General features: G+C 60.6%; 23 protein-coding genes and 1 pseudogene. 10 read left to right on the top strand and 14 right to left on the bottom strand.

Going from position 1 to position 26,614, the window contains the following annotated elements; all coding sequences use genetic code 11:
• Positions 1 to 23: 23 nt before the first annotated feature.
• Positions 24 to 566, bottom strand: coding sequence for a demethoxyubiquinone hydroxylase family protein (locus tag AC1Q6I_RS21465; protein ID WP_256581228.1), 543 nt, complete (start codon positions 564 to 566; stop codon positions 24 to 26).
• 211 nt (positions 567 to 777) lie between these two features.
• Here AC1Q6I_RS21465 and AC1Q6I_RS21460 point away from each other — a divergent pair, with 211 nt between their 5' ends.
• The 7 genes from AC1Q6I_RS21460 (at position 778) to AC1Q6I_RS21430 (ending at position 9,241) form a co-directional block, all read left to right on the top strand.
• Positions 778 to 1,158, top strand: a complete 381-nt coding sequence (locus AC1Q6I_RS21460; RefSeq protein WP_024077325.1) for a response regulator — start codon at positions 778 to 780, stop codon at positions 1,156 to 1,158.
• 195 nt (positions 1,159 to 1,353) lie between these two features.
• A complete protein-coding gene (locus tag AC1Q6I_RS21455; RefSeq protein WP_024077326.1) occupies positions 1,354 to 1,968 on the top strand; it encodes a biliverdin-producing heme oxygenase in 615 nt (204 codons plus the stop codon).
• Positions 1,965 to 4,208, top strand: a complete 2,244-nt coding sequence (locus AC1Q6I_RS21450) for an ATP-binding protein (RefSeq protein WP_102624129.1) — start codon at positions 1,965 to 1,967, stop codon at positions 4,206 to 4,208. The genes AC1Q6I_RS21455 and AC1Q6I_RS21450 overlap by 4 nt, the downstream gene beginning before the upstream one ends.
• A gap of 193 nt (positions 4,209 to 4,401) precedes the next feature.
• Entirely contained in the window at positions 4,402 to 4,605 is a 204-nt protein-coding gene (locus tag AC1Q6I_RS21445) for a hypothetical protein (RefSeq protein WP_146015748.1), read from the top strand.
• A gap of 120 nt (positions 4,606 to 4,725) precedes the next feature.
• Positions 4,726 to 6,621 (top strand): alkaline phosphatase D family protein, encoded by a 1,896-nt coding sequence (locus AC1Q6I_RS21440; protein ID WP_102624128.1) that lies wholly within the window; start codon positions 4,726 to 4,728, stop codon positions 6,619 to 6,621.
• Between the two features lie 138 nt (positions 6,622 to 6,759).
• Positions 6,760 to 7,773, top strand: a complete 1,014-nt coding sequence (locus AC1Q6I_RS21435; RefSeq protein WP_102624127.1) for a sensor domain-containing diguanylate cyclase — start codon at positions 6,760 to 6,762, stop codon at positions 7,771 to 7,773.
• 217 nt (positions 7,774 to 7,990) lie between these two features.
• Positions 7,991 to 9,241: a 2-aminoadipate transaminase gene (locus AC1Q6I_RS21430; RefSeq protein ID WP_024077330.1), complete on the top strand. Its 1,251-nt coding sequence runs from the start codon at positions 7,991 to 7,993 to the stop codon at positions 9,239 to 9,241.
• Here AC1Q6I_RS21430 and AC1Q6I_RS21425 read toward each other — a convergent pair.
• Positions 9,238 to 9,402 (bottom strand): annotated as a pseudogene (locus tag AC1Q6I_RS21425) (hypothetical protein); the annotation flags it as partial. The gene AC1Q6I_RS21430 and the pseudogene AC1Q6I_RS21425 sit on opposite strands and share 4 nt — an antisense overlap.
• A gap of 341 nt (positions 9,403 to 9,743) precedes the next feature.
• Between AC1Q6I_RS21425 and AC1Q6I_RS21420 the strand changes: the two are divergent.
• Positions 9,744 to 10,460, top strand: a complete 717-nt coding sequence (locus tag AC1Q6I_RS21420) for a hypothetical protein (protein WP_102624126.1) — start codon at positions 9,744 to 9,746, stop codon at positions 10,458 to 10,460.
• Between the two features lie 59 nt (positions 10,461 to 10,519).
• On the opposite strand, the gene AC1Q6I_RS21415 is transcribed toward AC1Q6I_RS21420, so the two are convergent.
• The 10 genes from AC1Q6I_RS21415 to hmpA form a co-directional block, all read right to left on the bottom strand.
• Positions 10,520 to 10,834: a helix-turn-helix domain-containing protein gene (locus AC1Q6I_RS21415; protein ID WP_024077333.1), complete on the bottom strand. Its 315-nt coding sequence runs from the start codon at positions 10,832 to 10,834 to the stop codon at positions 10,520 to 10,522.
• The gene (locus AC1Q6I_RS21410) at positions 10,831 to 11,175 is read right to left on the bottom strand and encodes a toxin HigB-2 (RefSeq protein WP_024077334.1); all 345 of its coding nucleotides are present in this window, start codon (positions 11,173 to 11,175) and stop codon (positions 10,831 to 10,833) included. Before AC1Q6I_RS21410 ends, AC1Q6I_RS21415 begins: the two co-directional genes overlap by 4 nt.
• Before the next feature lie 93 nt (positions 11,176 to 11,268).
• Positions 11,269 to 12,360 (bottom strand): pyoverdine biosynthesis transaminase PtaA, encoded by a 1,092-nt coding sequence (gene ptaA / locus AC1Q6I_RS21405; protein ID WP_102624125.1) that lies wholly within the window; start codon positions 12,358 to 12,360, stop codon positions 11,269 to 11,271.
• Positions 12,361 to 12,507: 147 nt separating this feature from the next.
• On the bottom strand, positions 12,508 to 13,395 hold the full coding sequence (cyoE, locus tag AC1Q6I_RS21400; RefSeq protein WP_024077336.1) for a heme o synthase: 888 nt from the start codon (positions 13,393 to 13,395) through the stop codon (positions 12,508 to 12,510).
• Between the two features lie 11 nt (positions 13,396 to 13,406).
• Positions 13,407 to 13,742, bottom strand: coding sequence for a cytochrome o ubiquinol oxidase subunit IV (cyoD, locus tag AC1Q6I_RS21395; protein ID WP_003176003.1), 336 nt, complete (start codon positions 13,740 to 13,742; stop codon positions 13,407 to 13,409).
• Positions 13,742 to 14,368 (bottom strand): cytochrome o ubiquinol oxidase subunit III, encoded by a 627-nt coding sequence (locus AC1Q6I_RS21390; RefSeq protein ID WP_024077337.1) that lies wholly within the window; start codon positions 14,366 to 14,368, stop codon positions 13,742 to 13,744. Before AC1Q6I_RS21390 ends, cyoD begins: the two co-directional genes overlap by 1 nt.
• Before the next feature lie 3 nt (positions 14,369 to 14,371).
• The gene (gene cyoB, locus AC1Q6I_RS21385; protein ID WP_024077338.1) at positions 14,372 to 16,390 is read right to left on the bottom strand and encodes a cytochrome o ubiquinol oxidase subunit I; all 2,019 of its coding nucleotides are present in this window, start codon (positions 16,388 to 16,390) and stop codon (positions 14,372 to 14,374) included.
• Between the two features lie 3 nt (positions 16,391 to 16,393).
• Positions 16,394 to 17,335, bottom strand: coding sequence for a ubiquinol oxidase subunit II (gene cyoA / locus AC1Q6I_RS21380; protein ID WP_041161019.1), 942 nt, complete (start codon positions 17,333 to 17,335; stop codon positions 16,394 to 16,396).
• 790 nt (positions 17,336 to 18,125) lie between these two features.
• The gene (locus AC1Q6I_RS21375; protein ID WP_024077340.1) at positions 18,126 to 18,632 is read right to left on the bottom strand and encodes a disulfide bond formation protein B; all 507 of its coding nucleotides are present in this window, start codon (positions 18,630 to 18,632) and stop codon (positions 18,126 to 18,128) included.
• 170 nt (positions 18,633 to 18,802) lie between these two features.
• Entirely contained in the window at positions 18,803 to 19,984 is a 1,182-nt protein-coding gene (gene hmpA / locus AC1Q6I_RS21370) for an NO-inducible flavohemoprotein (RefSeq protein WP_102624124.1), read from the bottom strand.
• Between the two features lie 146 nt (positions 19,985 to 20,130).
• Here hmpA and norR point away from each other — a divergent pair, with 146 nt between their 5' ends.
• Entirely contained in the window at positions 20,131 to 21,675 is a 1,545-nt protein-coding gene (gene norR / locus AC1Q6I_RS21365) for a nitric oxide reductase transcriptional regulator NorR (RefSeq protein WP_024077342.1), read from the top strand.
• 313 nt (positions 21,676 to 21,988) lie between these two features.
• Here norR and AC1Q6I_RS21360 read toward each other — a convergent pair whose 3' ends face one another.
• Positions 21,989 to 22,891 carry a DMT family transporter gene (locus tag AC1Q6I_RS21360; protein ID WP_102624123.1) on the bottom strand — a complete coding sequence of 301 codons (903 nt, stop codon included), beginning with the start codon at positions 22,889 to 22,891 and terminating at the stop codon, positions 21,989 to 21,991.
• A gap of 138 nt (positions 22,892 to 23,029) precedes the next feature.
• On the opposite strand from AC1Q6I_RS21360, the gene AC1Q6I_RS21355 reads away from it, so the two are divergent.
• Positions 23,030 to 23,905: a helix-turn-helix domain-containing protein gene (locus tag AC1Q6I_RS21355; RefSeq protein ID WP_024077344.1), complete on the top strand. Its 876-nt coding sequence runs from the start codon at positions 23,030 to 23,032 to the stop codon at positions 23,903 to 23,905.
• Here AC1Q6I_RS21355 and AC1Q6I_RS21350 read toward each other — a convergent pair.
• Positions 23,902 to 26,409, bottom strand: a complete 2,508-nt coding sequence (locus AC1Q6I_RS21350) for a LuxR C-terminal-related transcriptional regulator (protein ID WP_102624122.1) — start codon at positions 26,407 to 26,409, stop codon at positions 23,902 to 23,904. The genes AC1Q6I_RS21355 and AC1Q6I_RS21350 overlap by 4 nt on opposite strands.
• Positions 26,410 to 26,614 lie beyond the last annotated feature (205 nt).

Genomic DNA, 26,614 nt, shown 5'->3' with positions numbered 1-26,614 from the left:
GTACCGGTCATTATGCCTGCTTGTCAGGAACGCATGCCCATCCAGATCACCGCTTCGGTCCAGGCGGTGACCACGGGCGTCAACAGCCTGAACCATGGGTCACTCACATCAATCTGCGCCGCCGATTGGTCATGGTGGTGCTGCTCTTCAGCCACGATGGACGCAATGGCACTGACCGCCTGCGGGTCGATGTCACGTAGGGTGTGCAACTGATGAGCCAGGTGCTTGAGCACGACGCTTTCGACCGCGACGGTGGTGGTCATGATGGCTTTGCGGCCGCACAGGCCGGTGATCAGCCCCAGCACCAGGCCACCAAGCCCGCACAGCCAATAGCTGCGGCAACGCGGATAGCCGCGGCGCTGTAGTTCAGCCTTGAATACCGCCCGGTGGCGGCGTTCGTCGTCGAGAAACTGCGTGAGTTCGGCCACCAGGGCCGGGTTGAACAACCGCGCCATGAACCGTTGACCACTATAGATGCAGATCGCACCGTGCTCACCCGCGTGGTCGACCTTGATCATGCGGTTGCCGAGGGTGTTGTCCAGTAAGGGCGGGGCGGGGGCATTCACGGTTGACGACCTTGTTCAAATGGCTCGGATATCGGGCCTGTCCCTGATTTTCGCGCAGGGTATCCTGGCGCAGGCACTCTGCGCCAGGCAAACGAGCGAACCTGGCCTGCCAGGCTTCGATTGACCATCCATCGCATATAAAACTTCCAATCGAACCTATTCGACCAGCGTCCACTCCACCCTACTGAACCCTGATGGTGGAGTAAGGATCATGGCTCAGCCATCGATTTTGGTATTGGAAGACGACGAGATCATTCGATCGTTGATGGTGGATGTACTGGAGGAATTCGGGGCGCTCGTGACCTCGTTTCCTTCGGCGGATGAAGGCATGATTTTCCTGGAGCGGGCCGATGACCGGGTGGACCTGATTGTCAGCGATATCCAGATGCCTGGCCTGTTGAACGGCTATGACTTGAGCCGCGTGGTGGCGCACCGTTGGCCATCCGTTCCGGTGGTATTGACCTCAGGCAACCGGGCCATGGCTTCGCAATTGGGCGCCAGCGTGAGGTTTTTGCCCAAGCCGTGGAGCACGGAGCACCTGCTCGAATGCGTGCAAACGGCCTTGACCCAACAGGAATCTTCCATGCACTAATAGCGTCGCGACATCACTTGTGCCGAACTTCGGCACCGGCATCGGGGTCATTAATGAGGCAGGGAGCGACTTTTCTGATCCGCTGGTCAGCACATTCGCCTTTCTCGTTCAGTTGACGGCCATCGGTTGTGTAGAATCGCCGCCCATTTCCACGCGTCATTCATGGTCGCAAGACCCACAGTCCGAGCTCACCGAATGCACTCACAGGCCCATGACGTAGATGCGCCCTCCTTACTCGAAGCGCTGCGGGCGGGCACTGCCCTGCTGCATGTCGTCCTCGAAAAGCGTCTGCCATTTTTCTCCGAGCGCCTGGATGCCCACTGGTACGAGCGCCTGCTCCGGGCGTACTACGGGTTTTATCGCCCGATGGAAGCCGCGTTGTACGACAGTGACTTGATCCCCGACGGATTCGACCAGGCCATGCGTGTGAAAACGCCCACCCTGGTCAGCGATCTTCACGCCCTGGGCTTGAGTGACGCTACCATTCATACCCTGCCGCCTTGTACAGACCTGCCCCGCCTCGACACTCCCGCTGCCTGCCTCGGTGCCCTGTATGTACTGGAAGGCGCGACCCTGGGCGGCCAGGTGCTGCGCCGGGAAATGGCTCAGCGCCTGGGCCTGGACGCGGATAACGGCGCTGCGTTTCTCGATGTGTACGGCGCCGAGACCGGTCGGCGCTGGACGGATTTTCTCGACTTTCTAGGCCGCCAGCCATTGGACACGCCCGCCAGACAGCGCGCGGTAGACGCGGCCCGTTCAACATTCAGCTGCTTTGAGCAATGGCTCGACAGCCAGGAGGTACTGCTATGAAACCCGAAGATTTTGAAAAGCTGCTTACCAACTGTGCCAACGAGCCGATCCGTTTTCCGGGGGCGATTCAACCTCACGGCGTGCTACTGACGCTGTCAGAACCTGAGCTGAATATCATCCAGGTCAGCGCCAACGTGGGCACCTTGTTCGGCCACGCACCCGAGACACTGCTGGGCCAACCCTTGCATATGCTGATCGGTGCCGAGCACGGCCAAGCCGTACAGGCCATGGCTGAGCACAACAGCTTTTTCGACGCGCCGCCGCTGCACGTCAGCCTGAACGGCGCAGTGTTCGAAGGCCTGCTGCACCGTCACCAGGGTGTGCTGGTACTGGAGTTCGAACCGCACCTCAAGGATTTCCACCCACGGGCGCTGAATGGCCGCACCAGTGACTTGGGCAAGATGCTGCAACGCCTGCAATCAGCGAAAACCCTGCAAGCGCTGTACGAAATCAGCGTGACTGAAATCCAGGCCATGACCGGCTATGACCGCGTGCTGATCTATCGCTTCGAAGAAGAAGGCCATGGCCAGGTGATCGCCGAAGCATCGGCACCGTCCATGGAACGGTTCAACGGGCTGTTCTTCCCCGCGTCCGATATCCCGGAGCAGGCCCGCGAGCTGTACCGCACCAACTGGCTACGCATCATCCCGAACGCCGCCTACGAGCCGGTGCCACTGCTGCCCAAGCTGCGCCCGGACAACGGCGAGCCCCTGGACCTGAGCTTTGCCACTCTGCGCAGCGTGTCGCCGATTCACTGCCAGTACATGCAGAACATGGGCGTGCTGTCGTCCATGAGCATCTCGCTGATGAAGGGTGACACACTCTGGGGCCTGATCAGTTGCGGCAATCGCGAACCGCTGCTGGTGCCCAATGAATTGCGCATCGCCTGCCAGACCATCGGCCAGGTGCTGTCGCTGCAGATCAGTGCCATGGAGGCCCTCGACCTGAGCCGTCAACGCGAAGAAAAAGTCGAAACGCTGGCGCTGCTCGATGCCGCCATGAAAGCCTCTGAGAACACCGTGTTCGATGGCCTGGCCCAGCACGGCCAATGGCTCATGGACCTGACCCTGTCCGGCGGCGTGGCGATCATCGAAGACAAACAACTGCACCGCTACGGTAACTGCCCGGAGCCGGCGCAGATCCGTGCGCTGCATCAGTGGTTGAAGGAAAGCGGCGAGCCGGTATTCGCCAGCCATCACCTGGCCTCGGTCTACCCACCGGCGGCGGCGTTTCAAAAGGTCGCCAGCGGGGTATTGGCCATGAGCCTGCCTAAGCCGGTGGACAACGGTGTGCTGTGGTTCCGCCCGGAAGTGAAAGAAAACATCAACTGGAGCGGCGACCCGAGCAAACCGCTGGACCTGGAAAACTCCGACGCCGGCCTGCGCCTGCGCCCACGCACCTCGTTTGAAATCTGGAAAGTGGAAATGGCCGGCATCTCCACCAAGTGGAGCCATGGCGACCGCTTTGCGGCCAACGACCTGCGCCGCTCCGCACTGGAAAATGACCTGGCGCGACAGGTACTGCGCGAGCAACAGGCGGTGCGGGCCCGTGATGAACTGGTGGCGGTGGTCTCCCACGATCTGCGCAACCCGATGACGGTCATCTCGATGCTCTGCGGCATGATGCAAAAGACGTTCAGCTCCGAAGGCCCCCACACCTCGCGACGAATTTCCTCGGCGATCGACACCATGCAGCAAGCCGCCGCGCGCATGAATGTGCTGCTGGAAGACTTGCTCGACACCTCGAAAATCGAGGCGGGACGCTACGTGGTCAAGCCGGTGGCGCTGGACGTTGGCCAGATGTTCGAGGAGGCCTACTCCCTTCTCGCGCCGCTGGCGCTGGAAAAAGGCATCGACCTGTCCTTCAACGCCGAGCCCGGCCTGCAGATCAATGGCGACCCGGAGCGTCTGTTCCAGGTGCTGTCGAACCTGATCGGCAACGCCATCAAGTTCACCCCGCGCCAGGGCAATATCGGCATCAGCGCCATGAGCAACGGTGAAGAAATTGTGGTCTCGGTACGCGACTCCGGTGATGGCATTGCACCGGAGCAGTTGCCCTATGTGTTCGACCGCTATTGGACCCAGACCGAAAACAATCCCACCGGCAGCGGGCTGGGGCTGTATATCACGCAGGGCATTGTCCAGGCCCACGGAGGAAAAATCGTTGCCGAAAGTGAGGTGGGGCGTGGCAGTGAGTTCCGTTTTACCGTGCCCAAGGTGATTGAAGGCACTCACACCTGATGCTTGAAGATCGGGGCCCGGACGGATATTCGAACCTGCATGACCGAGCCATTGCGCTGCATGGCCATGGCTCGATAACGATCACCGGGTCATGTCTTGACGCAAGGCGTTTATAGGCCAGCCCTTTCCCTCTCTGTAGGTTCGATGTGCGTTGATCACGCTGATTCAACGCCCCGACAGAGCAGAGGTTTTCATGATCGATATCTTTTTTGGCTCTACCGCTAACTACTTCAACCCCCACCGGCAAGTCGAAGCCGCGCCTGAACCACAAAGCCGACCGACGCAGCAACAAACGCCGGAGCAGGAATCGACCACTGATACCCACAACCAGGGCACGCCCCGGCGAAACACTCGCTCTGGCAACCTGGAGAGCCTGGGTAACGGTAACGTGCTTTAAGCAGTAAAGAGAGGGGCCACTTTTACCGGCCCCTTTCCTTTGCTCGACATCCCGCCTTGACAAAAAAGCGACATCCGCTGGTTTACCCTTGAGGCCCTTTACCACCGAGCCGCTATTCCTATGCTTCAAGCTGGCACCCTGCCCGCCGTCCTCGCCGGCCCTATGCTGCGACGTCTCGAGCCCCAGCGCCTGGTGATGTGGCTGATGGGCAGCCGTGAACTGGCATTGACCCTCAAGCTGCAGGTTGCCGGGCAGACACTGGCGTTCCCATTGGCTCAAGCGCAATGCCAAGTCGTGCCCGTAGGGCGCCATGCGTTTATCCATTTGATCGACCTCCCACTGGCCGATGCCCTGCCCCAGGATGTGATGATCGGCTACGACCTGCTGGTCGATGGCACCGGCATTGCCGAGTGGGCGCCACACTTGCTGTATGGCAACGCCGACACCCCGGGTTTTGTCCTGCATAGCCGCATTCGCCAATTGGTGCACGGCTCCTGCCGCAAACCGCACCACCCTGCCGACGAAGGCTTGCTCTGCGTCGATCGCCTGCTGGCCAGCGCGCCCACGCCGGCGGAGCGCCCCGCGCTGTTGATGATGAGCGGCGACCAGGTGTACGCCGACGATGTGGCCGGGCCGATGCTGCGGGCGATTCACGCCTTGATCACATGCCTGGGCCTGTTCGATGAATACCTGGAAGGCGCGGTGGTGGACGACAGCGCCAGCCTCTATGGGCATCGCGCGAGCTATTACCACCGAGCGGACCTTTTGCCCGCCCTGGACAGCAACGAGACCCTGCGCGAACGCTTTTTTGGCGGCGTGAAGAAACCGATCTTCACCAGCAGCACTGCCGACAACCACCTGGTGACCTTCGCCGAAGTGATGGCGATGTATTTGCTGGCCTGGTCGCCCACGCCCTGGCGCCTGATCACACCGCAGCCACCGCAACTGAGTGCCGATGAACAGCACCGGTATGCCCGAGAGCAGGTGCAACTCGATCGATTTCGCGATGGCCTGCCGGGTGTGGCACGGGTATTTGCCCATCTGTCCACATTGATGATCTTTGACGATCACGACATCACCGACGACTGGAACCTCAGCGCCCAGTGGGAAGAAACCGCCTATGGCCACCCCTTCTCCAAACGCATCATCGGCAATGCCCTGCTCGCTTACCTGCTGTGCCAGGGCTGGGGTAACCAGCCCGAGGTGTTTGGCGCGCTGGTAGCGCAAACCCAGACGTTGGCCGCCCAGGCGCGCGGCAACCACCTGGACGGCGCCGCCCAGGATGCGCTACTCGAAGCCCTGCTGAAATTCCAGCAATGGCATTACAGGCTGCCCACCACTCCCGCCCTGGTGGTGCTAGACACCCGCACCCGTCGCTGGCGCAGCGAATTCAACCTCAAACAACCCTCCGGCCTGCTGGACTGGGAGGCCTTGAGCGAACTGCAACAGCAACTGCTGGACCACCCCTCGGCCATCATCGTCTCGCCCGCGCCGATTTTTGGCGTCAAGCTGATCGAGACCGTGCAGAAGGTGTTCAGTTGGTGCGGCCACCCGCTGCTGGTGGATGCCGAAAACTGGATGGCCCATCGCGGCGCCGCCCAAGTCATTCTCAATATTTTCCGTCACTCCCGTACGCCGGGTAACTACGTGATCCTCTCGGGCGACGTGCATTACTCGTTCGTGTACGAAGTGCTGATCCGCCACCGCAACGCCGGCCCGAACATCTGGCAGATCACCAGCAGCGGCATCAAGAACGAATTCCCGCCACGCTTGCTGGAATGGTTCGACCGCCTTAACCGCTGGCTCTACTCCCCTCGTTCCCCCCTCAACGGGTTCACCCGCCGTCGCACCATGCAAGTGGAGCCGCATATCCCGGAACATGCCCAGGCCGGCGAACGTTTATGGAACTCAGCAGGCATCGGCCAGGTGTTTTTCAACGAACAAGGCCAGCCTGAAGCGATCTACCAGCACAACGCCGACGGGAAGCCTCGGACGAGGATGGTGGCGCCCAAATAATGGCCCATAGCCACACCCTGGAGCCGTGCATCCGCCCTATTCAAAGCGTGCAAGGCCCGTTGTACAGTAGCGTCAGCCACGGAGTATCGGTGTCAATATCGCTGGTCCCAAGTGCCAGCCAACGCAGGGAGCGCACAGATGGACGATACACCTGGCAGCAATTCGTTGAGGAATGACTTTTCTGACCTCAACGCCGATATGTTGCATGCCGTCATGGAACTGGTCAGCGATGGCATTTGGGACTGGAACGCCAATACGGGGTTCGTCTACCGCAACCCGGGTTGGTATGAAATGCTCGGCTACCCCCCCCACTCCCTGGAGAACAGCGTGTTCACCTGGGAGAACATCATCCACCCGGACGATTACCCTCGCGTCATGGCAGTGTTTGATGACTACCTCCAGCGTCGGTCCCCCCATTACCAAATCGAGTACCGTTGCCGCAAAAAAGACGGCACTTACCTGTGGATCGAAGACCGTGGCTACATCATTGCGCGCAACCTCGATGACTCGGTAGCGCGGATGGTGGGCTCCCACCGCAATATCCAAACGCGCAAAAGCTCCATCGAGCAGCTCGAACGGCGCAATCAATCCCTTGAGGCCCTGGTGGCCGAGCGCACCCGCGAGCTGTCACGGGTCAATCAGCAACTGCAATTGCAATTGGAGGAAAACCGCTCCCTGGCCGAGCGTGACGCCCTGACCCGCGTCGCAAACCGTTATCGCCTGGAGAAAGTGCTGCTGGAGGAATGCGAGCGGGCAGAACGCTTTCGTTTGCCGCTGGCCTTGGTCGCCATGGACATCGATGACTTCAAGCTGATCAATGATCGACACGGCCATGGCGTGGGCGACCAGACCCTCGTGCGGGTGGTGGAAGGGTTGGAAACCTGCATGCGCCAGGGCGATTTGCTGGCGCGCTGGGGCGGCGACGAATTTATCGTGGTACTGCCCAAAAGCCCGCTGGAGGCGGCGAAAGCGTTGGCCGAGCGCATCCGCCAAAGGATCGCGCAACTGCCCGCCGTGGGCGATTTCAACGTCACCCTGAGCCTCGGCGTGGTGGAGCGGCGCACCGGGGAACCGCCGACCGCCCTGATGGCTCGCGCCGACCAGGCGCTGTACCGATCCAAGGCGGCAGGCAAGGATATCGTGTCGGAATAACGCCCGAGGGCAACGAACCGGCTGCTCGGTGCTGAGCACATCGCACCGATCTCTATGTTGCCCGGCAGTACCAAGGGCTTTGCGGCGTTGCCACAAACGACCTTTTGGCAACAGCTCCTTCCGATTTGGAATGACCCGGCGACTTTATTTCGTTTGCCCCAGGGCCGGGCTCACGGCTTAGATAAAAACACGCCCAACATTGCCGAGTCCGAGATTCATGAGCCGCGAAACCATCAGCCAATCGATTTCCGTCGTTCACCCCATCAGCCTCAGCCACGGCAGGAACGCCGAGGTCTGGGACACCACGGGCAAGCGCTATATCGACTTCGTCGGCGGCATCGGCGTGCTCAACCTCGGCCATTGCCATCCGGCGGTGGTAGAGGCCATTCGCGACCAGGCAACGCAACTGACCCACTACGCCTTCAACGCCGCGCCCCATAGGCCCTACATTGAATTGATGGATCGACTGACGGCCTTCATTCCGGTGGACTACCCGGTCAGCGGCATGCTGACCAACAGCGGCGCAGAAGCGGCGGAGAATGCCTTGAAGATCGTCAGGGGCGCCACCGGCCGCAGCGCCGTCATCGCTTTTGACGGCGCCTTCCACGGGCGCACCCTGGCCACCTTGAACCTCAACGGCAAGGTCGCGCCTTACAAACAAAAGGTCGGTGTCTTGCCCGGCCCGGTGTATCACCTGCCCTACCCCAGCGCCGACAACGGTGTGACTTGCGCCGAAGCACTCAAGGCCATGGACCGTCTGTTCAGCGTGGAAATCGACGTCAACGACGTGGCCTGTTTCATTATCGAACCGGTGCAGGGCGAAGGCGGTTTCCTGGCCCTGGATATCGAGTTCGCCCAGGCCCTTCGGCGTTTTTGCGATGAGAAAAATATCCTGCTGATTGCCGATGAGATCCAGTCCGGCTTCGGTCGCACCGGCCAGCGCTTCGCCTTCTCGCGCCTGGGTATCGAACCGGACCTGATCCTGCTCGGCAAAAGCATCGCCGGCGGCGTGCCGCTGGGGGCAGTGGTCGGGCGCCAGGCGCTGATGGACAACCTGCCCAAGGGCGGCCTCGGCGGCACCTACTCCGGCAACCCGATCGCCTGTGCCGCGGCGCTGGCCACCCTTGAAGTCATGACGGACGCACATTTACAGGTGTGGGGTGCACAGCAGGAAGCCGCGATCATCAGCCGCTATGAGCGCTGGCGCGCGCAGCGCCTGTCACCCTACCTGGGCCGTCTGACCGGCGTCGGCGCGATGCGCGGCATCGAACTGGCGCAAGCCGACGGCACGCCTGCGCCCCAGCAACTGACACAGCTGCTGGGCCTGGCACGCGCCGCCGGCTTACTGCTGATGCCCAGCGGCAAATCGCGACACATCATCCGCCTGCTCGCACCGTTGACCATTGAGCCGGCAGTGCTGGAGGAAGGCCTGGATATCCTCCAGGCCTGCCTCAAGCAACTGGACTAGTCGGGGGCATCCGCCGGATTGCCACCGTTGGGCCAGTCCTTGACCTTGTCCGGGAAGCCCGGACGCGGTTGGCCCGAGCAGTATGCGGCCACGTCCACAGCGGCCTGGTCCGACAACCCGCCCTGCCCGAGCGGGAAGTTCTCATGGAGGCCAATCGGCATAACCACTTTTCAGCCCCTGACAAATCTCCCTGTGGCGAGCGGGCTTGTCCCGCGTTGGGCTGCGAAGCAGTCCCAAAACCAGCCTCTACAGAGTGTCTGATACACCGCGTTCTTCTTTACTGGGGCTGCTACGCAGCCCAACGCGGGACAAGCCCGCTCGCCACAAGCCCGCTTGCCACAACACCGCTCGCCACGACAGCCCTATCTGCCGGACGTTCAGCGTTGAGTCAAAGTTGTGTAGATACCTGCGCATCAGCCGGAACCTGCCTTGACCTGATCCCCTGCCCCCCTGAAAATGCGCGACGCTTTTTTGTTCCGCTTACTGAAGTAGTGAAATTTCAATGTCCGATTCCTACACCGCAGAATCCGCCGAAGAATCCGTAGTCGCCTTGCAATCCAAAGCTGAATACGAAAACGCCATCAATCTTTCACAGCACCTGCCTGCGGCCAAGATCATCAGCGAGATGGTGCTGGACGCGTTCCACACCTCCAAGGAAAGCGACCAGATCCGCGAACTGCGCGTGGCGATCCGCCAGGCTCACGATACCTTCGACGACGACAAAGCCTACGACCTGATGGGCCAGCTCAAGCAACTCAAGGACGCCGAGGCCGCCGATAACGCCGCCCTGGAAAACCTGAGCAGCCAGTTCTCGATCAGCCGCATCCTGTCCAGCTTCAAGGACGACCCGGAGTTCCAGGAGCTGGTCTACGGACTGGCCCTCAAGGTGCTGAACCAGTCCCACCAGGCCATCAGTAACCCAAGCGCCGGCAAGGGCAAGGCCGCACGGCCCAAGAAAGAAGCCGAAGTGTTTGTGATCAGCAAGGACGGCATCAGCGTCACCCTGCCACTGCGCACGCCACGCTCCAAACTGAATGTCGATCGGGCCGCGTTCGAGTTCCTGGGCTTCAGCTTTGTGGGTGAAGGCGATGAGGCCGAACTGGAGGTTGAGAGCTTTGTGGATAACTCCGGCGCCGAACAGCCGCTGAGCCGCAAGAGCGTGATCACCGCATTGCAGCAGCAGACAGCGTTTGATGGGTACAGCATCGCGCAGCAGTAACCTGAAGCCAAAAAGCCCCGCACGGTGTTGCCAATGCGGGGCTTTTTGTTGCCGATGATTCAGACGGTCGCCAATCGATCCACCATATCCGGAAACTTTTCAACCAGCCTGATCAGGAGTGCGGCCTGAGCATTGGGTTTGGATTTGTCCTGTTCCCAGTTTCTCAGCGTGCCGGGGCTCGTCCGTATGCTCCGGGCAAACACCGACTGTGACATATGCAATTTATCCCGCAGTGCCACGATCTCTTGGGCTGACACCTCAGGAACGGGCTTGTCCTCCACAGTGCTTTGCCGAAGAGTGATTTTGCCTTCTCGGTGAGCAGTCATGTCGCTAACGCCCTGCATCAACTCTGCAAACAGATCGCGCTTTTTCATGGGGTACCTCGTTTTTTCAGTTCGGCCTCTATGGCCTTTTTAAGTGCCTTCTCTTGATCGGCAGTCAAATTTTCCAATTCGTCTTTGTTGTAGATAGCAAACATCCAAAAGTGACCATCAGTGGTGAGCCAGTAGTAAATAACCCGTAAGCCACTACGCTTTCCTTTACCACGCTTGCCATCTGACCACCGTAGCTTGCGAAACCCTCCTGTACGGGGCATCACATCGCCAGCCAAAGGGTTCCACTGCATCTCGTTTTGCAGCAATCGATATTCATCATCCGTCAGGTAATGACCTACGGTGGCGGTAAACGATGAAGTCTCGAAGAAAATAGAACGCATGGGAAAACTATAGGCAACTTGCCTATAGTTTTACAAATCGAAATTCAGCTTTCTGACGAACTGCCCAAATGTCAGCCAAGAGGGTACGCCTGTTTAAACAGACGACATCTGCGCCGCAAACACCTCACGAAACCGCGCCATCTCGCGCTTGCTCCCCACCGTGACGCGTACCCACTGCGGCCAGTTCTTCCACACCCGTCCAATCAGCACACCTTGCCCGGCCAGCTTCTCGATCACCTGCTCGGCCGGTTGCTTCACATCGATCATGAAGCAGTTGCTCTGGGACGCCGTGCAGGTGAACCCACGGACCTTGAGCCAGGTAATGGTCTCCTCACGCAGTTGAGCATTGAGCGCCTTGCGTTGCGGCAACAGCTTGACGTCTTCCAGGCTGGCGCGCGCGCCGAGCAAGCCGGTGCCTGCCGGTACGTTGTCGCCGCCGAACACCGCGAGGCGCTCCAGCAGCGCCGGGGCACCGATTGCCAGGCCAACGCGGGCACCGGCCATGCCGTAGATTTTCGAGAAGGTGCGCAACACCAGCAGGTCGTCGTGTTCCTTGACCCAACTCACGCAGCTGGGTGCGTCGGAGAAATCGATGTAGGCCTCATCCACCACCAACACACTGCCTTTGGGCTTGTCCGCCAGCGCCTGGCGGATGGCGTCGGTCGGGGTCATGGTGCCGGTCGGGTTGTTGGGATTACATACGTAGAGCATACCGGCCTGGGGATCGGCGGCGAGCATGGCGGGGATATCGTGGGCGTGCTCGGTATTGAGGTCCACCTCGCGCACCGGTGCCTTGCGCGACTCGGCCGCCTGGCGCGGCACCTCGTAGGACGGCGTGGCCATCACCAGGCCGCGGGTTTCACCGGTAAACGCCAGGACGGCATAGCGTAGCGCCGCCATGGAGCCGGAGAACACCGCGACCTGTTCTTCGGCAATCCCCTGCTGCTGGGCGAACAGCGCGGCCAGGCCGTACATGTGGCCGTAGGGATAGCGTCCGGCAGTGGCAATCGCCTCTCGCATCGCTTCGCGGGCAGCACCTGAAGGGCCGTAGGGGCTTTCGTTGTAGTTGAGCCGCACCTTGTCCGCCTTGGCCGGCGGCGGGCTGGCAACCGCCCAATCCAGGCGCCCCAACAAGGGCAGGGCCGCGCCCAGGGCGAGAAGGGAGCGACGACTGACGCTGACCATGGTGACAACTCCTTGTACGCGGGTAATGGATTCGCACGGCTCATACAGTGAGGTATGACGAGAAAGCCGCCAGCCGATTTAACCCGCGCCCAAGAAAAAGCCCCGCGCTTCTCACGAAGGCGGGGCTTGTTCACTGCTTGGAACCACTCAGGGCGCGTAGGTCAGCAACAACTCTCTCGGCACCTGGAAATCCAGGGACATCATCACGCTGAGCGCGGTGATGGTGAAGATCGAGAACACGAACAGCTTGCGTGCCCAAACGGTGTCGTCCACCGCCTTGTAGCCGGTCCAGGCCATGTACAACCAGTACATGCCCATGGCGGCGGCGACAGCGAGGTAGCTCATGCCGGCGTAGCCACTGAAGGTCAACATCAAGGTCGCCACGAGGAAGGCCAGGATGTAGAGCAGGATGTGTTTCTTGGCCACCTGGATGCCGCGCTTGACCGGAAGAACCGGAATCGACGCAGCCAGGTAGTCGTTGAAACGGAAGATCGCGATGGCATAGGAATGCGGCATCTGCCACAGGCTGAACATCACCAGCAGCACCAGCGCGGCCATGTCGAAGCTATTGGTCACAGCTACATAACCAATCACCGGCGGCATCGCTCCCGACAGACTGCCCACCAGCGTGCCGTGAACCGACTTGCGCTTGAGGTACAGGCTGTAGAGGCCGACGTAGATGACGAAGCCGATCACGGCAAACAGCGCCGCCAGCGGGTTGGCCACCTTGTACAACAACACCACGCCGGCAACACCCAGGACGGTCGCGAAGATCAGTGCCAGTTTCAGGGAGATAAGCCCCTGGACCAGCACGCGATTCTTGGTGCGTTCCATCTTGATATCGATGTCGCGGTCGATGCAGTTGTTGAACACACAACCGGAAGCTACCACCAGGGACGTACCGATCATTGCAGCCAGGAAGATGGCCAGATCGACATGTCCCTTGGAGGCCAGGAAGAAACCGCCTGCCACAGAAAGCACGTTACCGAAAATGATCCCCGGTTTGGTGATTTGGATAAAGTGCTTAAGCGACATCGGGTCTTACCTCACTTCGCCATCATGTAGGTGTGGATGCTGAACATGATCCACAGCGACAGACCAACCAGCAGAACGATCACCAGGCCTGCGAACACGAACGCAATCACGTTCTCACGCTGGGCCTCGGAGCGGTCCAGGTGCAGGAAGTACACCAGGTGAACCAGGACCTGAATGACCGCGAACGCCAGGACGATCATCAACGTGATCGACTTCGGCAGGGTTGGGTACATCACCAGGCCGAACGGGATCAGGGTCAGGATGACCGACAGGATGAAGCCGATAGCGTAAGACTTTACGCTGCCGTGGCTCGCATCATGGCTGTCATGGGAGTGTGCATTAGCCATTACAGAGTCCCCATCAAGTAGACGACGGTGAATACGCAGATCCAGACTACGTCCAGGAAGTGCCAGAACAGGCTCAGGCAGCTCAGGCGAGTCTTGTTGGTGTTGGTCAGGCCGTGCTTATTGACCTGATACATCATCACCGCCATCCACAGCAGGCCAGCCGAAACGTGCAGGCCGTGGGTGCCTACCAGCGTGAAGAACGCCGACAGGAAACCACTGCGGTGCGGGCCGTAGCCTTCGGAGATCAGCAGGTGGAACTCGTTGATCTCCATGCCGATGAAGCCCAGGCCGAACAGGAAGGTCAGTGCCAACCAGCTCAGTACGCCCTTCTTGTTGCCCTTGTAGAAGGCCAACATGGCGAAGCCGTAGGTGATCGAACTGAACAACAGCAAGGCGGTTTCGCCGAGCACGTAAGGCAGTTCGAAGATGTCGTGGCCCGACGGGCCACCCGCTACGTTGTTTACCAGTACCGCGTACACCGCGAAGATCGACGCAAACAAGATGCAGTCGGTCATCAGGTAGAGCCAGAAACCGAAGACGGTCATTGGCCCCGAGTCGTGGTGATGGTCATCGTGCCCATGGTCATCGACATGGGCGTGTCCAGCATTGGTCACTAAGTTCGACATGGTTTAAGCCTGTTCCAACGAGGTTTCGACACGGTTGGCCGGGATTTTCTTCTCGGCGACCAGACGAGCGTGCTGCTCGGCTTCGATGCGCTCGATCGTTTCGACCGGCACCATGTAGCCTTGATCATCACGTGCAGCGTGGACAATGAAGTAGCCGATGGTGCCCACCAGGCTCACGATTGCCAGCCACCAGATGTGCCAGATCATCGCGAAACCGAACACGGTCAACAGCGCGCCCATCACCACGCCAGTGGCGGTGTTGCTTGGCATGTGGATCGGTTCGTAGTGCTTAGGTTGCTGGTACGCAGTACCGTCTTCCTTGGCTTCGGTGAACGCATCGATGGTGGTCGCAGTAGGAATCACAGCGAAGTTGTAGAACGGTGGTGGCGACGAGGTCGACCATTCCAGGGTGTGGCCGTTCCATGGATCGCCCGACTCGCACATGTTCTGCTTGCGATCACGCACGCTGACATACAGCTGGATCAGCTGGCAGGCGATACCGACCGCGATCATCAGCGCACCGAACATGGCGACGTACAGGTACGGCACCCACTCAGGGTTGGTGGTGGCGTTCAGACGACGGGTCATGCCCATGAAGCCCAGTGCATAGAGCGGCATGAACGCGACGAAGAAGCCCGAGATCCAGAACCAGAATGCAGCCTTGCCCCAGCCTTCGTGCAGCTTGAAGCCGAACGCTTTCGGGAAGTAGAAGCTGAAGCCAGCGATGTAACCGAATACCGCACCGCCGATGATCACGTTGTGGAAGTGCGCGATCACGAACAGGCTGTTGTGCAGCACGAAGTCAGCACCCGGGATGGCCAGCAGTACGCCGGTCATGCCGCCGATGGCGAAGGTCACCATGAAGCCCAGGGTCCACAGAACCTGGCTGGTGATACGCAGACGGCCGTGGTAGATGGTGAACAGCCAGTTGAATAGCTTCACCCCCGTCGGGATGGAAATCAGCATCGTCGCCAGGCCGAAGAAGGCGTTGACGCTGGCCCCCGAACCCATGGTGAAGAAGTGGTGCAGCCACACCATGAAGCCCAGTACCGAGATCGCGCCAGAGGCGTAGACCATCGAGTGGTGACCGAACAGGCGCTTGCCGGTAAAGGTCGAGATCACTTCGGAGAAGATACCGAACGCTGGCAGGATCAGGATGTACACCTCAGGGTGACCCCATGCCCAGAACAGGTTCACGTACATCATTGGATTGCCACCAAGTTCATTGGTGAAAATGTGGAAATCCAGGTAACGGTCAAGCGACAGCAGCGCCATGGTAGCGGCCAGGATCGGGAACGAAGCCACGATCAGTACGTTTGCCCAGGTGCAGGTCCAGGTGAAGATCGGCATGTCCATCAGTTTCATGCCAGGGGCGCGCATTTTCAGGACGGTGGCCAGGAAGTTGACCCCCGTCAGCGTCGTCCCCAGTCCTGATAACTGTAGCGCCCAGATGTAGTAGTCCACACCCACGCCCGGACTGTACTGAATGCCCGACAATGGCGGATACGCAACCCAACCGGTCTTGGCGAATTCGCCAACGCCCAGGGAAACGTTGATCAGCACCACGCCGGAAACCAGCAGCCAGAAGCTCAGGGAGTTCAGGAACGGGTAGGCAACGTCACGCGCGCCGATCTGCAGCGGCACTGCAAGGTTCATCAGGCCGGTGAAGAATGGCATCGCCATGAAGATGATCATGATCACACCGTGAGCGGTGAAGATCTGGTCATAGTGTTCAGGTGGCAGGTAGCCAGGCGAACCCTCGGTGGCCATGGCCAACTGGGTACGCATCATGATGGCGTCGGCAAAACCACGCAGCAGCATGACCATGGCAACGATGATGTACATCACGCCGATTTTCTTGTGGTCGACCGACGTCAGCCACTCGGTCCACAGGTAGGTCCACTTCTTGAAATAAGTGATTGCTGCAAACAGTGCCAGACCACCCAGCGCGATCATGGCGATGGTAATCATCACAATCGGCTCGTGGAACGGGACCGCATCCCAACTTAATTTACCAAACATCGTTTACTCCTCTGCCCCAGCAGTTGAATGCGAGCCCGTGTCAGAACCTTCAACCGCAGCCACTTCTTTCTTCTCGTGCTTGACCGGCTTGCCTGGTTTCATGCCTTCGTACTTGTCGACGATCTTCTGAAACAGGTCAGGCGTGTAAGCGGAGTACAGCGCGACAGGGTTGTTCTGGCTTGGTTTGGCAAGGGCTTCGTATTCAGCTTGATCAAGCTGTTTAGGTGCGGCCTTGACTTCGGCTACCCAGGCGTCGAAATCTTCCTGGCTCGTCGAGATCGCTTTGAATTTCATGCCGGTGAAGCCAGCGCCGCTGTAGTTGGCGGAGATGCCTTCCATTTCAGCTTTCTGGTTGGCGATCAGGTGCAGCTTGGTCTGCATACCTGCCATCGCGTAGATCTGGCCGCCCAGGGCTGGGATGAAGAACGAGTTCATCACGGCGTCGGAGGTGATCTTGAAGTTCAGCGGGGTGTGCTCCGGGAACCGGATCTGGTTGACGGTGGCGATACCCAGGTCCGGGTAGATGAACAGCCACTTCCAATCCAGCGCGACCACTTCGATATTGATCGGCTTGGCGTCCGATTCCAGCGGACGGTATGGGTCCAGCGCATGGGTGGACTTGTAGGTCACATAACCCAGGGCAATGATGATGAGGATCGGGACCAACCACACCGCGATTTCGATCTTGGTGGAGTGCGACCACTTCGGCGCGTAGGTGGCGCTGGTGTTCGACGCGCGGTATTTCCAGGCGAAGGCGAAGGTCATGATGATCACGGGGACCACGACCAGCAGCATCAGCAGGGTGGCGGTGATGATCAGGTTTCGTTCATCCAGACCGACCTGTCCTTTTGGGTCGAGCAAGGTCCACTTGCAGCCTCCCAGCATTAACATCATGCCAAGCAGCGGCAAAAAGCCTAGTAATCGGGGGTACCTGTTTTTACTCATCTCACGACCTCTAAAGCAGCTTGCGCAATGCAGTTGGGTTTTGATCGCCAACACTTCACCCTGCCAAGGGTTGGCATTTCTCTTCGATTGAATAAGAGCCTGCCCGCGCGCCCTAATCGGACGTGTCACGGACCTGCGGTGAGTTCTTATTCGATTTCGTGGTTAAAGGCCTTGTTACAGACCAATTCCATTTGGTGCGGATAGTTGAAAGGCTGCCGGAACCTGGGGTCGCACAGAGCCATCCATCTGCCCCTCGACCGCTCCAATGCTCAAAGTTTGAACAGCACCGGACATTCAGTGCGGGCGATTGTAGTTAGCTAGCGATGTATAAACCATGTCTTATAAAGAAATAATTTTTATTGATTCCAGCAACAATCCTTCACCAATATCGCAAAGGTTCGCGATCTTATCGCGTTCGATTCTCAACAAAAACCACAAAAATTGCCGTGTTATTGGGCAAAGCGCCACACCCCTCCGCCTCCACAAAGGCCTGCAAATCGCATCCAAGTCCCCATAAAACAAGGCATTCACAGAGCCCTCAAAGGCTTGGACGGCGCGACATTCGTGGGGTCGCCCAGACGACGAACTGACAGCATAAATTGACCGCCTGGCGCAAATTTATGCGACGGTTCAACGCGTCAGAAATGTCCTGCGACAGCTTCTGTGTGACAACATGTCGCACGCTGCCCGCCGTCAAAATTGTCCGGCGTCACTGTCCTTTCACAAATCCCTACACACAAAAACGCCCCGGCCTTCTTTCAAAAGGACCGGGGCGTTTTGGTCGATAGGCTCAGGCTGCGCGCTTGCGGTTCCGGTATATGCCCAGGGGCACCAGGATTACCGTCAGCACGAACGCCACCAGCGCCCATTGCGCCAGGGACAGGCCAAGGATCGGCGGGTAAGGCGTGCTGCAGAAGCCGTCGACCTGGAAGCCCAGGGGGAAGACCTTGGCCAGGGGCAGGTCGTCGACGATCGGTTGCAGCACATCGACGCCACAGCTGACTTGCGGGAAAAATTGGGTGTACACATGATGGCCAGCCGCCGCCACCCCACCGAGGGCGCTGAGTACCACCAGGCCTTCAAACAGCGTGATCGCGCCCTTGGTGCGCATCGCCGCGCCGATAAACGCAAAAATCGCAATCAACAGCAAGGCGTAGCGTTGCAGGATACACAGCGGGCAAGGCGCCTCGCCCAACACCACTTGCATGTATAACGCGCCGCCGATCAGCGCCAGGCAGATGATGCCCAGCAACACCAGAAAGCGCCGCTCCCTGCCCAAACGCATTTCGTCACTCATCTCCGTATCCCTTTGCCTGATTGTGGTTGGCCTGATGGCCGCAAGTTTACACACAGAGAGTGGTTTAAACAGAGAGGGGTTAACGGGGGATTAATCGGGAGGAATGGAGAACTGAATGTGGGAGGGGGCAAGCCCCCTCCCACATCTTGAGCAGTGTTGCGCTGGAGATGTTATTCCAGGGCCGCCGCCGGGCCGAAGAATTCATAGCGGCTTTGTTGCTCAGGCACACCCAATGCCTTGAGGTGGCGCTTGATCGCCGCCATGAAGCCTTTAGGGCCGAGGAAGTAGGCATCCAGGTCGCGCTGCTCGGGCAACCACGCCGCCAGTTGCTCCTGGCTGAGCAGGCCGACCTTGTCCGCCGCCGGGCTCACGCCATCATCTTCGTCATAGCAATAGAAGCGCTTGAGCTGCGGGTGCTTGACCGCCAAGGCGTCCACCCACTCACGAAACGCATGCACCCCGCCGTTACGCGCGCAGTGGATAAAGTGCACCGGGCGCTCGGTGGCCAGGGCGGCCTCGAGCATGGGCAGCGTTGGCGTGATGCCCACCCCGCCACTGATAAGCACCAGTGGTTTATCGCTGGCGGCCAGGGTGAACTCACCGGATGGCGGGAACAGGTCAAGGGTCGCCCCCACCTGCAACTGGTCGTGCAGGTAGTTGGACACCCGGCCACCGGCTTCGCGCTTGACGCTGATACGGTACTGGCCGGCATCGCTCAAGGCCGACAGGGAGTAATTGCGGCGCACTTCCTCGCCATCCAGGTGTAACGTCATGCCGATGTATTGGCCTGGCGCGGCCGCGAGAATCGGGGCGTTGTCCAGCGGGGCAAAATAGAACGACGTGATCTCGGCGCTCTCGTCCACGCGCTTGACCAGCTTGAACGGCCGCGCACCGCGCCAGCCGCCCGGCGCCTGGGCTTTCTCTTCGTAAATGGCCGCTTCGGCGCCAATCAGGATATCCGCCAACTGGCCGTACGCAGCGCCCCAGGCACTCATGACCTCAGGGGTGGCAATTTCGCTGCCCAGTACTTCGGAAATGGCACGCAGCAGGCACGCGCCAACAATCGGGTAGTGTTCCGGCAGGATCTGCAAAGCCACGTGCTTGTTGATGATCTTGGCAACCAGGTCGCCCAACTGATCCAACTGGTCGATATGCCGCGCGTACATCAATACGCCGTTGGCCAGAGCGCGAGGCTGGTCGCCGCTGGCCTGGTGGGCCTGGTTGAACAGCGGGCGAACCTGCGGGTACTCGGAGAGCATCATGCGGTAAAAATGGGTGATCAGCGCTTCGCCGCCGCTTTCCAGCAAGGGCACGGTAGATTTGACGATGGCACGGTCTTGGGCACTAAGCATGGAGCCTCCTGGGCTTCTTTACTGATTGCCATGGAGTACTCAGTATTCGTGCCAACTAATAAAACGTTTAAATTCAATAGCTTAAATTACACGTAGTCAGTATGACCTCCTACACCTTATAGTCATAAGGACTACAAGGAGTCATTATGACTGCGCAATCGCTGCTCACCACCCTGCTCCCCCTCGTCGCCGACCTGTCCCGCGAACTCCCCGAAGGCGAGCGTTACCGTCGCCTGTTGCAAGCCATGCGCGCCTTGCTGCCCTGCGACGCCGCCGCGCTGTTGCGCCTGGACGGTGAGTCGCTGGTACCGCTGGCGGTAGACGGCTTGAGCGCCGATACCCTGGGCCGACGTTTCAAGGTCAGCGAACACCCGCGTTTCGCCGTGCTGCTCGGCAGCCCCGGCCCGACGCGTTTCGACAGCGACAGCGAATTGCCCGACCCCTACGATGGCCTGGTGGACGGCCTGCACGGGCACCTCGAAGTTCACGACTGCATGGGCTGCCCGCTGTTTGTCGATGATCGCCCTTGGGGCCTGCTGACCCTGGACGCCCTCGACACGGAGCGCTTCGAGCGGGTCGAGCTCGACGCCCTGCAAGCCTTTGCCAGCCTCGCCGCCGCCACGGTCAACGTTGCCGAGCGCATCGAACGCCTGGCCCTGCGCGTGGAAGACGAACAGCAGCGCGCCGAAATCTACCGCCAGGCCAGCGGCCAGCAGCACAAGGAAATGATCGGTCAGAGCAAGACCCACAAGCGCCTGGTGGAAGAGATCAACCTGGTGGGCGGCAGTGACCTGACGGTGCTGATCACCGGCGAAACCGGGGTCGGCAAGGAGCTGGTGGCCCAGGCGATCCACGCGGCATCGTCCCGCGCCGACAAACCACTGATCAGCCTCAACTGCGCAGCACTGCCGGAAACCCTGGTGGAGAGCGAGCTGTTCGGCCATGTACGCGGCGCCTTTACCGGCGCATTGAACGAGCGCCGGGGCAAGTTCGAACTGGCCAACGGCGGCACCTTGTTCCTGGATGAAGTCGGCGAGTTGTCGCTGAGCGTGCAGGCCAAGTTGCTGCGCGTGCTGCAAAGCGGCCAGTTGCAGCGGCTGGGCTCGGACAAGGAACATCAAGTGGATGTGCGCCTGATCGCCGCCACCAACCGCGACCTGGCCGAAGAGGTCCGCAACGGCCGCTACCGCGCCGACTTCTACCACCGCCTGAGTGTGTACCCACTGCAAGTGCCAGCCCTGCGCGAGCGCGGGCGTGATGTGTTACTGCTGGCCGGCTTCTTCCTGGAGCAGAACCGCTCACGCATGGGCCTGGGCAGCTTGCGCCTGACCAGCGACGCCCAGGCGGCGTTGCTGGCTTATAACTGGCCGGGCAATGTCCGGGAGCTGGAACACTTGATCGGGCGCAGCGCGCTGAAGGCCCTGGGTAACTGTCGCGAGCGTCCGAAGATTTTGAGCCTGAGCGCCCAGGACCTGGACTTGCCAGGCGTCAGCGCGCCCCAGGTCGAAGCGCCAGCCGATGCCGCCCCCCTCGTCAGCGGCGACCTGCGCCAGGCCACCGAGCACTACCAGCGTCAAGTCATCAACGCCTGCCTGGAACGCCACCAGCACAATTGGGCCAGCGCCGCCCGTGAACTGGGGCTGGACCGCGCCAACCTCGGGCGAATGGCCAAGCGCCTTGGAATAAAATAGCCAGGTCAACGTTTATCAAATGCAAAATAACTTATTGATTAATAAGGATTAAAATCTTTATCAAACGACCGAACTGTGTGGCAAGCAAGCTGCTGTGGCGAGCGGGCTTGCCACAATGCCAGTCAGTTAAGCGTGCATCGCCTTTTGTAGGAGCGAGCTTGCTCGCGAAAAACGTCAACGATAATGCGTGCTTCCTGAATGAACGCGGCGCCTGTGAGTTCTTCGCGAGCAAGCTCGCTCCTACAAAAAAAAGCCTTCACTGACTGGCATTCGGGCAAGCCCGCTCGCCACGTTAGCGGGACCGCCTACATTGTTAGACGGCGTTCGCCTTGAGGGCAGGGCTCACAGGCCTGGGCTTACGGAACACCAGCACATTCCCCAGCATCACCAGCACCAACCCCGCCAACGCCGGCAAGGTCCACTGATACCCCTCGGCAAAGGCCGACACATTCAGCGCCACCACCGGGAACAACACCGTGCAATACGCCGCACGCTCCGGCCCCATGCGCCCCACCAACGTGAGATAGGCGGTAAAGCCGATCACCGACCCTGGGATCACCAGGTACCACAACGCGCCGATATACCGCGCACTCCAGTCCATTTCGAACGGAATGCCGCGCACCAGGCAGTAGGTCGCCAGCATCAAAGAACCATACAACATGCCCCAGGCATTGGTGGTCAACGGCCTGAGCCCGGCCTTCTGTTGCAGGCTCGACAGCATATTGCCGGCCGAGAAACACATCGTGCCGAGCAGTGCCAGGCCCAGGCCAAGCAATGTCTGTGGGCTGGCGGTATGCCCCACCAGTTCCGACCAGAACAACAGGCCCAGCCCCAGCAAGCCAAGGGCACCGCCCATCAAGACATTGCGCGCCACGCGCTGGCCAAAGAACACCCGGGCATTCAGGGCGTTCCACAGCGTAGCCGTGGAAAACACCACCGCCACCAACCCGCTGGGGATCCATTGGCTGGCGGTCAGGAAACACATGAAGTTGACGCAAAAAAGGCACAGCCCCTGGGCCAGGCAGATCAGGTGCCCGCGCCGGTTCATCACCTGCAACTTACGGCTGAGCAGCAACAGGGCAAACAGCACCAGCGCCGCCAGGCCGAAGCGATAGACGATCGACACGGGGATCGCGACAACGCCCAATTGCCACTTGAGGGCGATCCAGGTGGTACCCCAGATCAGCACGGTGAGTAAATACAGGAAAAGGTTCATGGCGGGCTCCGGTGGTTGAACCACAGTGTCACCTTCAACCACGCACGGGCACTTGCACAATCTTGCGCTTTTGTCGGCCCGAGTGATCACAGCGCCAGCCCGGCGGAGTAGGATGCAAGGCGTCGGAGAGTACACACCATGCCAGCACTGGAATCCCTGCACGTCTTTCAAGCCCTCAACCGCTCGCCCAACGCACGCCTCGAAGCCTGCGCCGAGCTGGGTGACGGCGTGTCTGCGGCCCTGTGGAGCAACCATCACGACGCCCAGGACTACCAGGCGCCCAGTCATCACACACTGTCCTGCTACATCGGCGGCGGCACTGGCACCTTTCGCCGCGAGCAGCCGGGCACCAAGGGTGGGCCGGACAAGTTGTGCATCCTGCCGGCTGAGCACCAGTCGGCCTGGGTGATCAATGGTGAAATTCGCCTGGCCCATGTGTACTTCAGCCCGGAGCAATTTGCCCTCGGCTGCGTCACCCTGCTTGACCGCGAACCGCGCACATTGCAATTGCGGGAAAGCACCTTTCTCGAAGACCCCAGCCAGGCCCGGCGCTTTCACCAGTTGATTGCCCTCAACTGGCAAGAGCCTGCCGAGCGCCTGCTGACCAGCAGCCTGGCCCATGAAATGCTCAGCCACACCCTGCTCAGCCAGGTCGGCGTGCGCGATGGGCTGCACTTGAAGGGCGGCCTGGCGGCCCACCTGCGCCGACGCCTGGTGGAATACATCGAGCACCACCTGGAAGACCCGATCAGTCTCGGCCAATTGGCCGGGATGTGCGCCCTGTCGGAATATCACTTCGCGCGGATGTTTCGCCAAAGCTTCGGCTTGCCGCCCCATCAATACCTGCTGGCACGCCGCCTGGCCCGTGCGCAAACCCTGTTGCGCGGCGCCAGCCTGCCCCTGGGCGAAATTGCCTTGGCGTGCGGGTTCTCCAGCGCCAGCCACTTCACCCACCGCTTTCGCCAGGCCCTGGGCGCGACACCCGGGGAATATCGCCAGGCGTTCTGCGCCTAGGCCATCAAGCCCAACGTCTTGGCCTTGGCCACCGCCTGGGTGCGCCGCTCCACCCCCAGCTTGCTGTGGATACGCCGCGCGTGGGTCTTGACGGTATGCAGGGAGATAAACAGCCGATCGGCAATTTCCAGGTTGGAATTGCCCAGGGCGATCAGTTGCAGTACTTCCAGTTCGCGCTGGCTCAGGGGGTTGTCCGTCGCGCTTGTCGCAGATGCCTGTGGCTCCAGGCCCAGTTCACTGAGCAGGCCGGGCGAACGCAAACGCAGTTCACGGATCGCCTGCTGCACCTGGCAGCGCGCCGCCAGCTCCAGGCCCGCCTGCAACGAGCGACGGGCCAACGCTCCGTCACCGAGTTGCCAGGCCACCTCCCCCAACACCAGCTGCAATTCGGTTTCCAGGCACAGCATGCCGCGTTGTCGGGTGGTCTCCAGCAACGCATTGAGCCGCGCGACCGGTTGGTCGGCACCGCCCAGTTTCACTTCCGCCAGCACCAACAGGTATTCCAGGCGCGGGATCAATTCCAGGGTGGCCGGCGGTGCCTGCTTGGCATTCGGCCCGCGGAAGTGGCGCAGCACCCGGCGCACCGCTTGCGCCGTCAACTCGGCGCGGCCCTGCTGCAACCAGAAATGCCCGCTGACCAATAGCAACACCGCGCGATACACCGTGTCCGGTACCTGGCGTTGTTGCATCAGGCGCTCAGCCTCGCGCAGCTGGATAAAGGCCTGGGCGTAATCGCCGCGGTTAGCCGCCAGCAGCGCCAGGCCGAGGAAGCCGTACAACACGCGCTTGTCCTGGCTGTGCAGGCACATCGTCAAGCCTGTCTCGAAGCACTCGGCCGCCAACGCGTCCTGCCCCTGGCGCAACGCCAGGTGCCCACGGCGCAGCGCGATGCGCCCCACCAACGGCCCAGCCTTGAGGTGTTGCTGCAGCAACATTGCCTGCACGCTCTCCAACAGGCTCTGCGCCCGGTACGGTGCACCGCGCTGTTCCAGCAACTGGGCGTGATCCAACTCCAACAGCGCCTCCAGCAACAACGAGCCGTGGGCGCGGGCCAGGCACAACGCTTCGCGATTCAGGGCCTGGGCCACGTCCAGCTCGCCGCGCAGCAAGGCTTGCTGGGTCAACCCCGACAGGCACATCAGGCGCGATGTCCATGCACTGTCAGGCAAGGCTTGCAGCGCCTCGAGGAAATGTTCGCGGGAGCGTTCGGCATCGCCCCCCAGGTGCAACAGCCAACCCCATTGCGCCTGCCAGCGCGCCAGCAAGTGCCGCTGCGCCGCCGCCGTGGGTTGCGGGGCGAAACGCGCCAGTTGATCGATGCATAACGCCGCCTGGTCGAAACGCCCGGCAAACAGCAACGCCGCCGTGACCAGCCCCACCAATTGCGCGGAACACAGCATCAGTTCATCGCCATGCTGCTCATGCAGGCGCAACAGCAGCACGGCGTTCTGTTGGCGGAACAGGTCTTCGAAACTGAAGTGCTGCAACAGGCTGACCGCCACTTCGTACTCTTCGGCCAACAGCGCCTGTTCGAAGGCAGCTTGCCAGTCGCTCTGGGCGCTGAACCACTGACAGGCGCGCCGGTGCCAGGAACGCTTGGCCGGCCAGGGCTCATCACGCAGCAATCGCGCCAGCGGCGCAAACACCTGCAACCAGTCGGAGGTATCTTCACAGGGCTGGATAAACGCGCCGAGGGCCTGCAATTCGCGCAGGTAGTGCGCGCCATCACCAAAGCCGAACAAATGCTCACACAAACTCACATTGAAGCGCGGCAGATGGGCCAGCACGCGCCAGGCTTCGGCCAGTTCCGCCGGCAAGGTGCTGAACAGTTCGTGTTGCAGGTAATCGAGCAAGGTCTTGTCGGGATGACCGTCGCCCAGCAGCGCGATACGCACCCCGGCGCACCAGCCGGCGCTGAAGTGCAGCACGTTCTCGAGCGTCTGGCCGGGCGCCTGGCTGAGCAGTTGCTGGATCTCCTCGGCGTTGAACCCCAACTCGGCGCCGTTGCATTCCAACAGTTCATCATCGAGTAGCAGACGTGGCCAGTTGCACGCCGGACGCCGCCGCGCGCCCAGCCACCAGGTCAGCGCCGGGCTACTGGCACTGAGCAGGCGGTCGAGCAAGGCGTCCAGTTCGGGGGCGGGCAGGCGGCAGAAATCATCCAGGAACAGCCACGCGGGCGTCTGCCAACGGCTGAGGTCCAGCAGTAGCGTGGCTTCGTCGGTAAACCCCAGGCCAAGGTTTTGCGCCAGGCGCTGGCAGAGTTCGATGGGGCTGAGCACGACACCATTGAGCGCCATCCAGTAAACCTGGCACCCCGCCGGCGCCTGCAACGCGCACTCGGCGAACAGCGCGCTCTTGCCACTGCCACCCGGCGCACACAACAACTTGACCCGAACCTGCGCCGCCAGCAACGGCTCGGCCAGGCGTGGACGCAACAGATGGTGGGCGGACAGCCGTGGCATGAATCCAGGACGGTCCAGGCAGCGTGTCATGGCGGTCATTGCTGCATCCTGCGTTTTTATTGTTATGCAACTTGATCCCTACCCTAGTCCTGTGGGCGGCGGTTGTTGAAGAAGTATTCAGCACACTGATTAATAGCCATGCACAAAACCCAATGTGGAGGGCCCGGTCAGTTAATAGATAGAACGAGCAAACAGTCACCTGTGGCGAGCGGGCTTGCCCCGCGTTGGGCGCGAAGCGGCCCCA

The organism is Pseudomonas sp. MPR-R2A5 (assembly GCF_058793055.1).
Note: the sequence above shows the minus strand (reverse complement) of the source record. Positions and strands in the feature narration are given on the sequence as shown.

What these genes read in the sequence shown, in the direction of transcription:
- AC1Q6I_RS21460 (WP_024077325.1), top strand. Translation starts at nt 778, where the DNA reads ATGGCTCAGCCATCGATTTTGGTATTGGAAGACGACGAGATCATTCGA.
- ptaA (WP_102624125.1), bottom strand. Translation starts at nt 12,360, where the DNA reads ATGGTCAGCGTCAGTCGTCGCTCCCTTCTCGCCCTGGGCGCGGCCCTG.
- hmpA (WP_102624124.1), bottom strand. Translation starts at nt 19,984, where the DNA reads ATGCTTAGTGCCCAAGACCGTGCCATCGTCAAATCTACCGTGCCCTTG.
- AC1Q6I_RS21360 (WP_102624123.1), bottom strand. Translation starts at nt 22,891, where the DNA reads ATGAACCTTTTCCTGTATTTACTCACCGTGCTGATCTGGGGTACCACC.
- AC1Q6I_RS21420 (WP_102624126.1), top strand. Translation starts at nt 9,744, where the DNA reads ATGTCCGATTCCTACACCGCAGAATCCGCCGAAGAATCCGTAGTCGCC.
- cyoB (WP_024077338.1), bottom strand. Translation starts at nt 16,390, where the DNA reads ATGTTTGGTAAATTAAGTTGGGATGCGGTCCCGTTCCACGAGCCGATT.
- AC1Q6I_RS21430 (WP_024077330.1), top strand. Translation starts at nt 7,991, where the DNA reads ATGAGCCGCGAAACCATCAGCCAATCGATTTCCGTCGTTCACCCCATC.
- cyoD (WP_003176003.1), bottom strand. Translation starts at nt 13,742, where the DNA reads ATGGCTAATGCACACTCCCATGACAGCCATGATGCGAGCCACGGCAGC.
- AC1Q6I_RS21440 (WP_102624128.1), top strand. Translation starts at nt 4,726, where the DNA reads ATGCTTCAAGCTGGCACCCTGCCCGCCGTCCTCGCCGGCCCTATGCTG.
- AC1Q6I_RS21450 (WP_102624129.1), top strand. Translation starts at nt 1,965, where the DNA reads ATGAAACCCGAAGATTTTGAAAAGCTGCTTACCAACTGTGCCAACGAG.
- AC1Q6I_RS21390 (WP_024077337.1), bottom strand. Translation starts at nt 14,368, where the DNA reads ATGTCGAACTTAGTGACCAATGCTGGACACGCCCATGTCGATGACCAT.
- AC1Q6I_RS21435 (WP_102624127.1), top strand. Translation starts at nt 6,760, where the DNA reads ATGGACGATACACCTGGCAGCAATTCGTTGAGGAATGACTTTTCTGAC.
- cyoA (WP_041161019.1), bottom strand. Translation starts at nt 17,335, where the DNA reads ATGAGTAAAAACAGGTACCCCCGATTACTAGGCTTTTTGCCGCTGCTT.
- cyoE (WP_024077336.1), bottom strand. Translation starts at nt 13,395, where the DNA reads ATGTCGCTTAAGCACTTTATCCAAATCACCAAACCGGGGATCATTTTC.
- norR (WP_024077342.1), top strand. Translation starts at nt 20,131, where the DNA reads ATGACTGCGCAATCGCTGCTCACCACCCTGCTCCCCCTCGTCGCCGAC.
- AC1Q6I_RS21355 (WP_024077344.1), top strand. Translation starts at nt 23,030, where the DNA reads ATGCCAGCACTGGAATCCCTGCACGTCTTTCAAGCCCTCAACCGCTCG.
- AC1Q6I_RS21410 (WP_024077334.1), bottom strand. Translation starts at nt 11,175, where the DNA reads ATGCGTTCTATTTTCTTCGAGACTTCATCGTTTACCGCCACCGTAGGT.
- AC1Q6I_RS21415 (WP_024077333.1), bottom strand. Translation starts at nt 10,834, where the DNA reads ATGAAAAAGCGCGATCTGTTTGCAGAGTTGATGCAGGGCGTTAGCGAC.
- AC1Q6I_RS21445 (WP_146015748.1), top strand. Translation starts at nt 4,402, where the DNA reads ATGATCGATATCTTTTTTGGCTCTACCGCTAACTACTTCAACCCCCAC.
- AC1Q6I_RS21455 (WP_024077326.1), top strand. Translation starts at nt 1,354, where the DNA reads ATGCACTCACAGGCCCATGACGTAGATGCGCCCTCCTTACTCGAAGCG.
- AC1Q6I_RS21375 (WP_024077340.1), bottom strand. Translation starts at nt 18,632, where the DNA reads ATGAGTGACGAAATGCGTTTGGGCAGGGAGCGGCGCTTTCTGGTGTTG.
- AC1Q6I_RS21350 (WP_102624122.1), bottom strand. Translation starts at nt 26,409, where the DNA reads ATGACCGCCATGACACGCTGCCTGGACCGTCCTGGATTCATGCCACGG.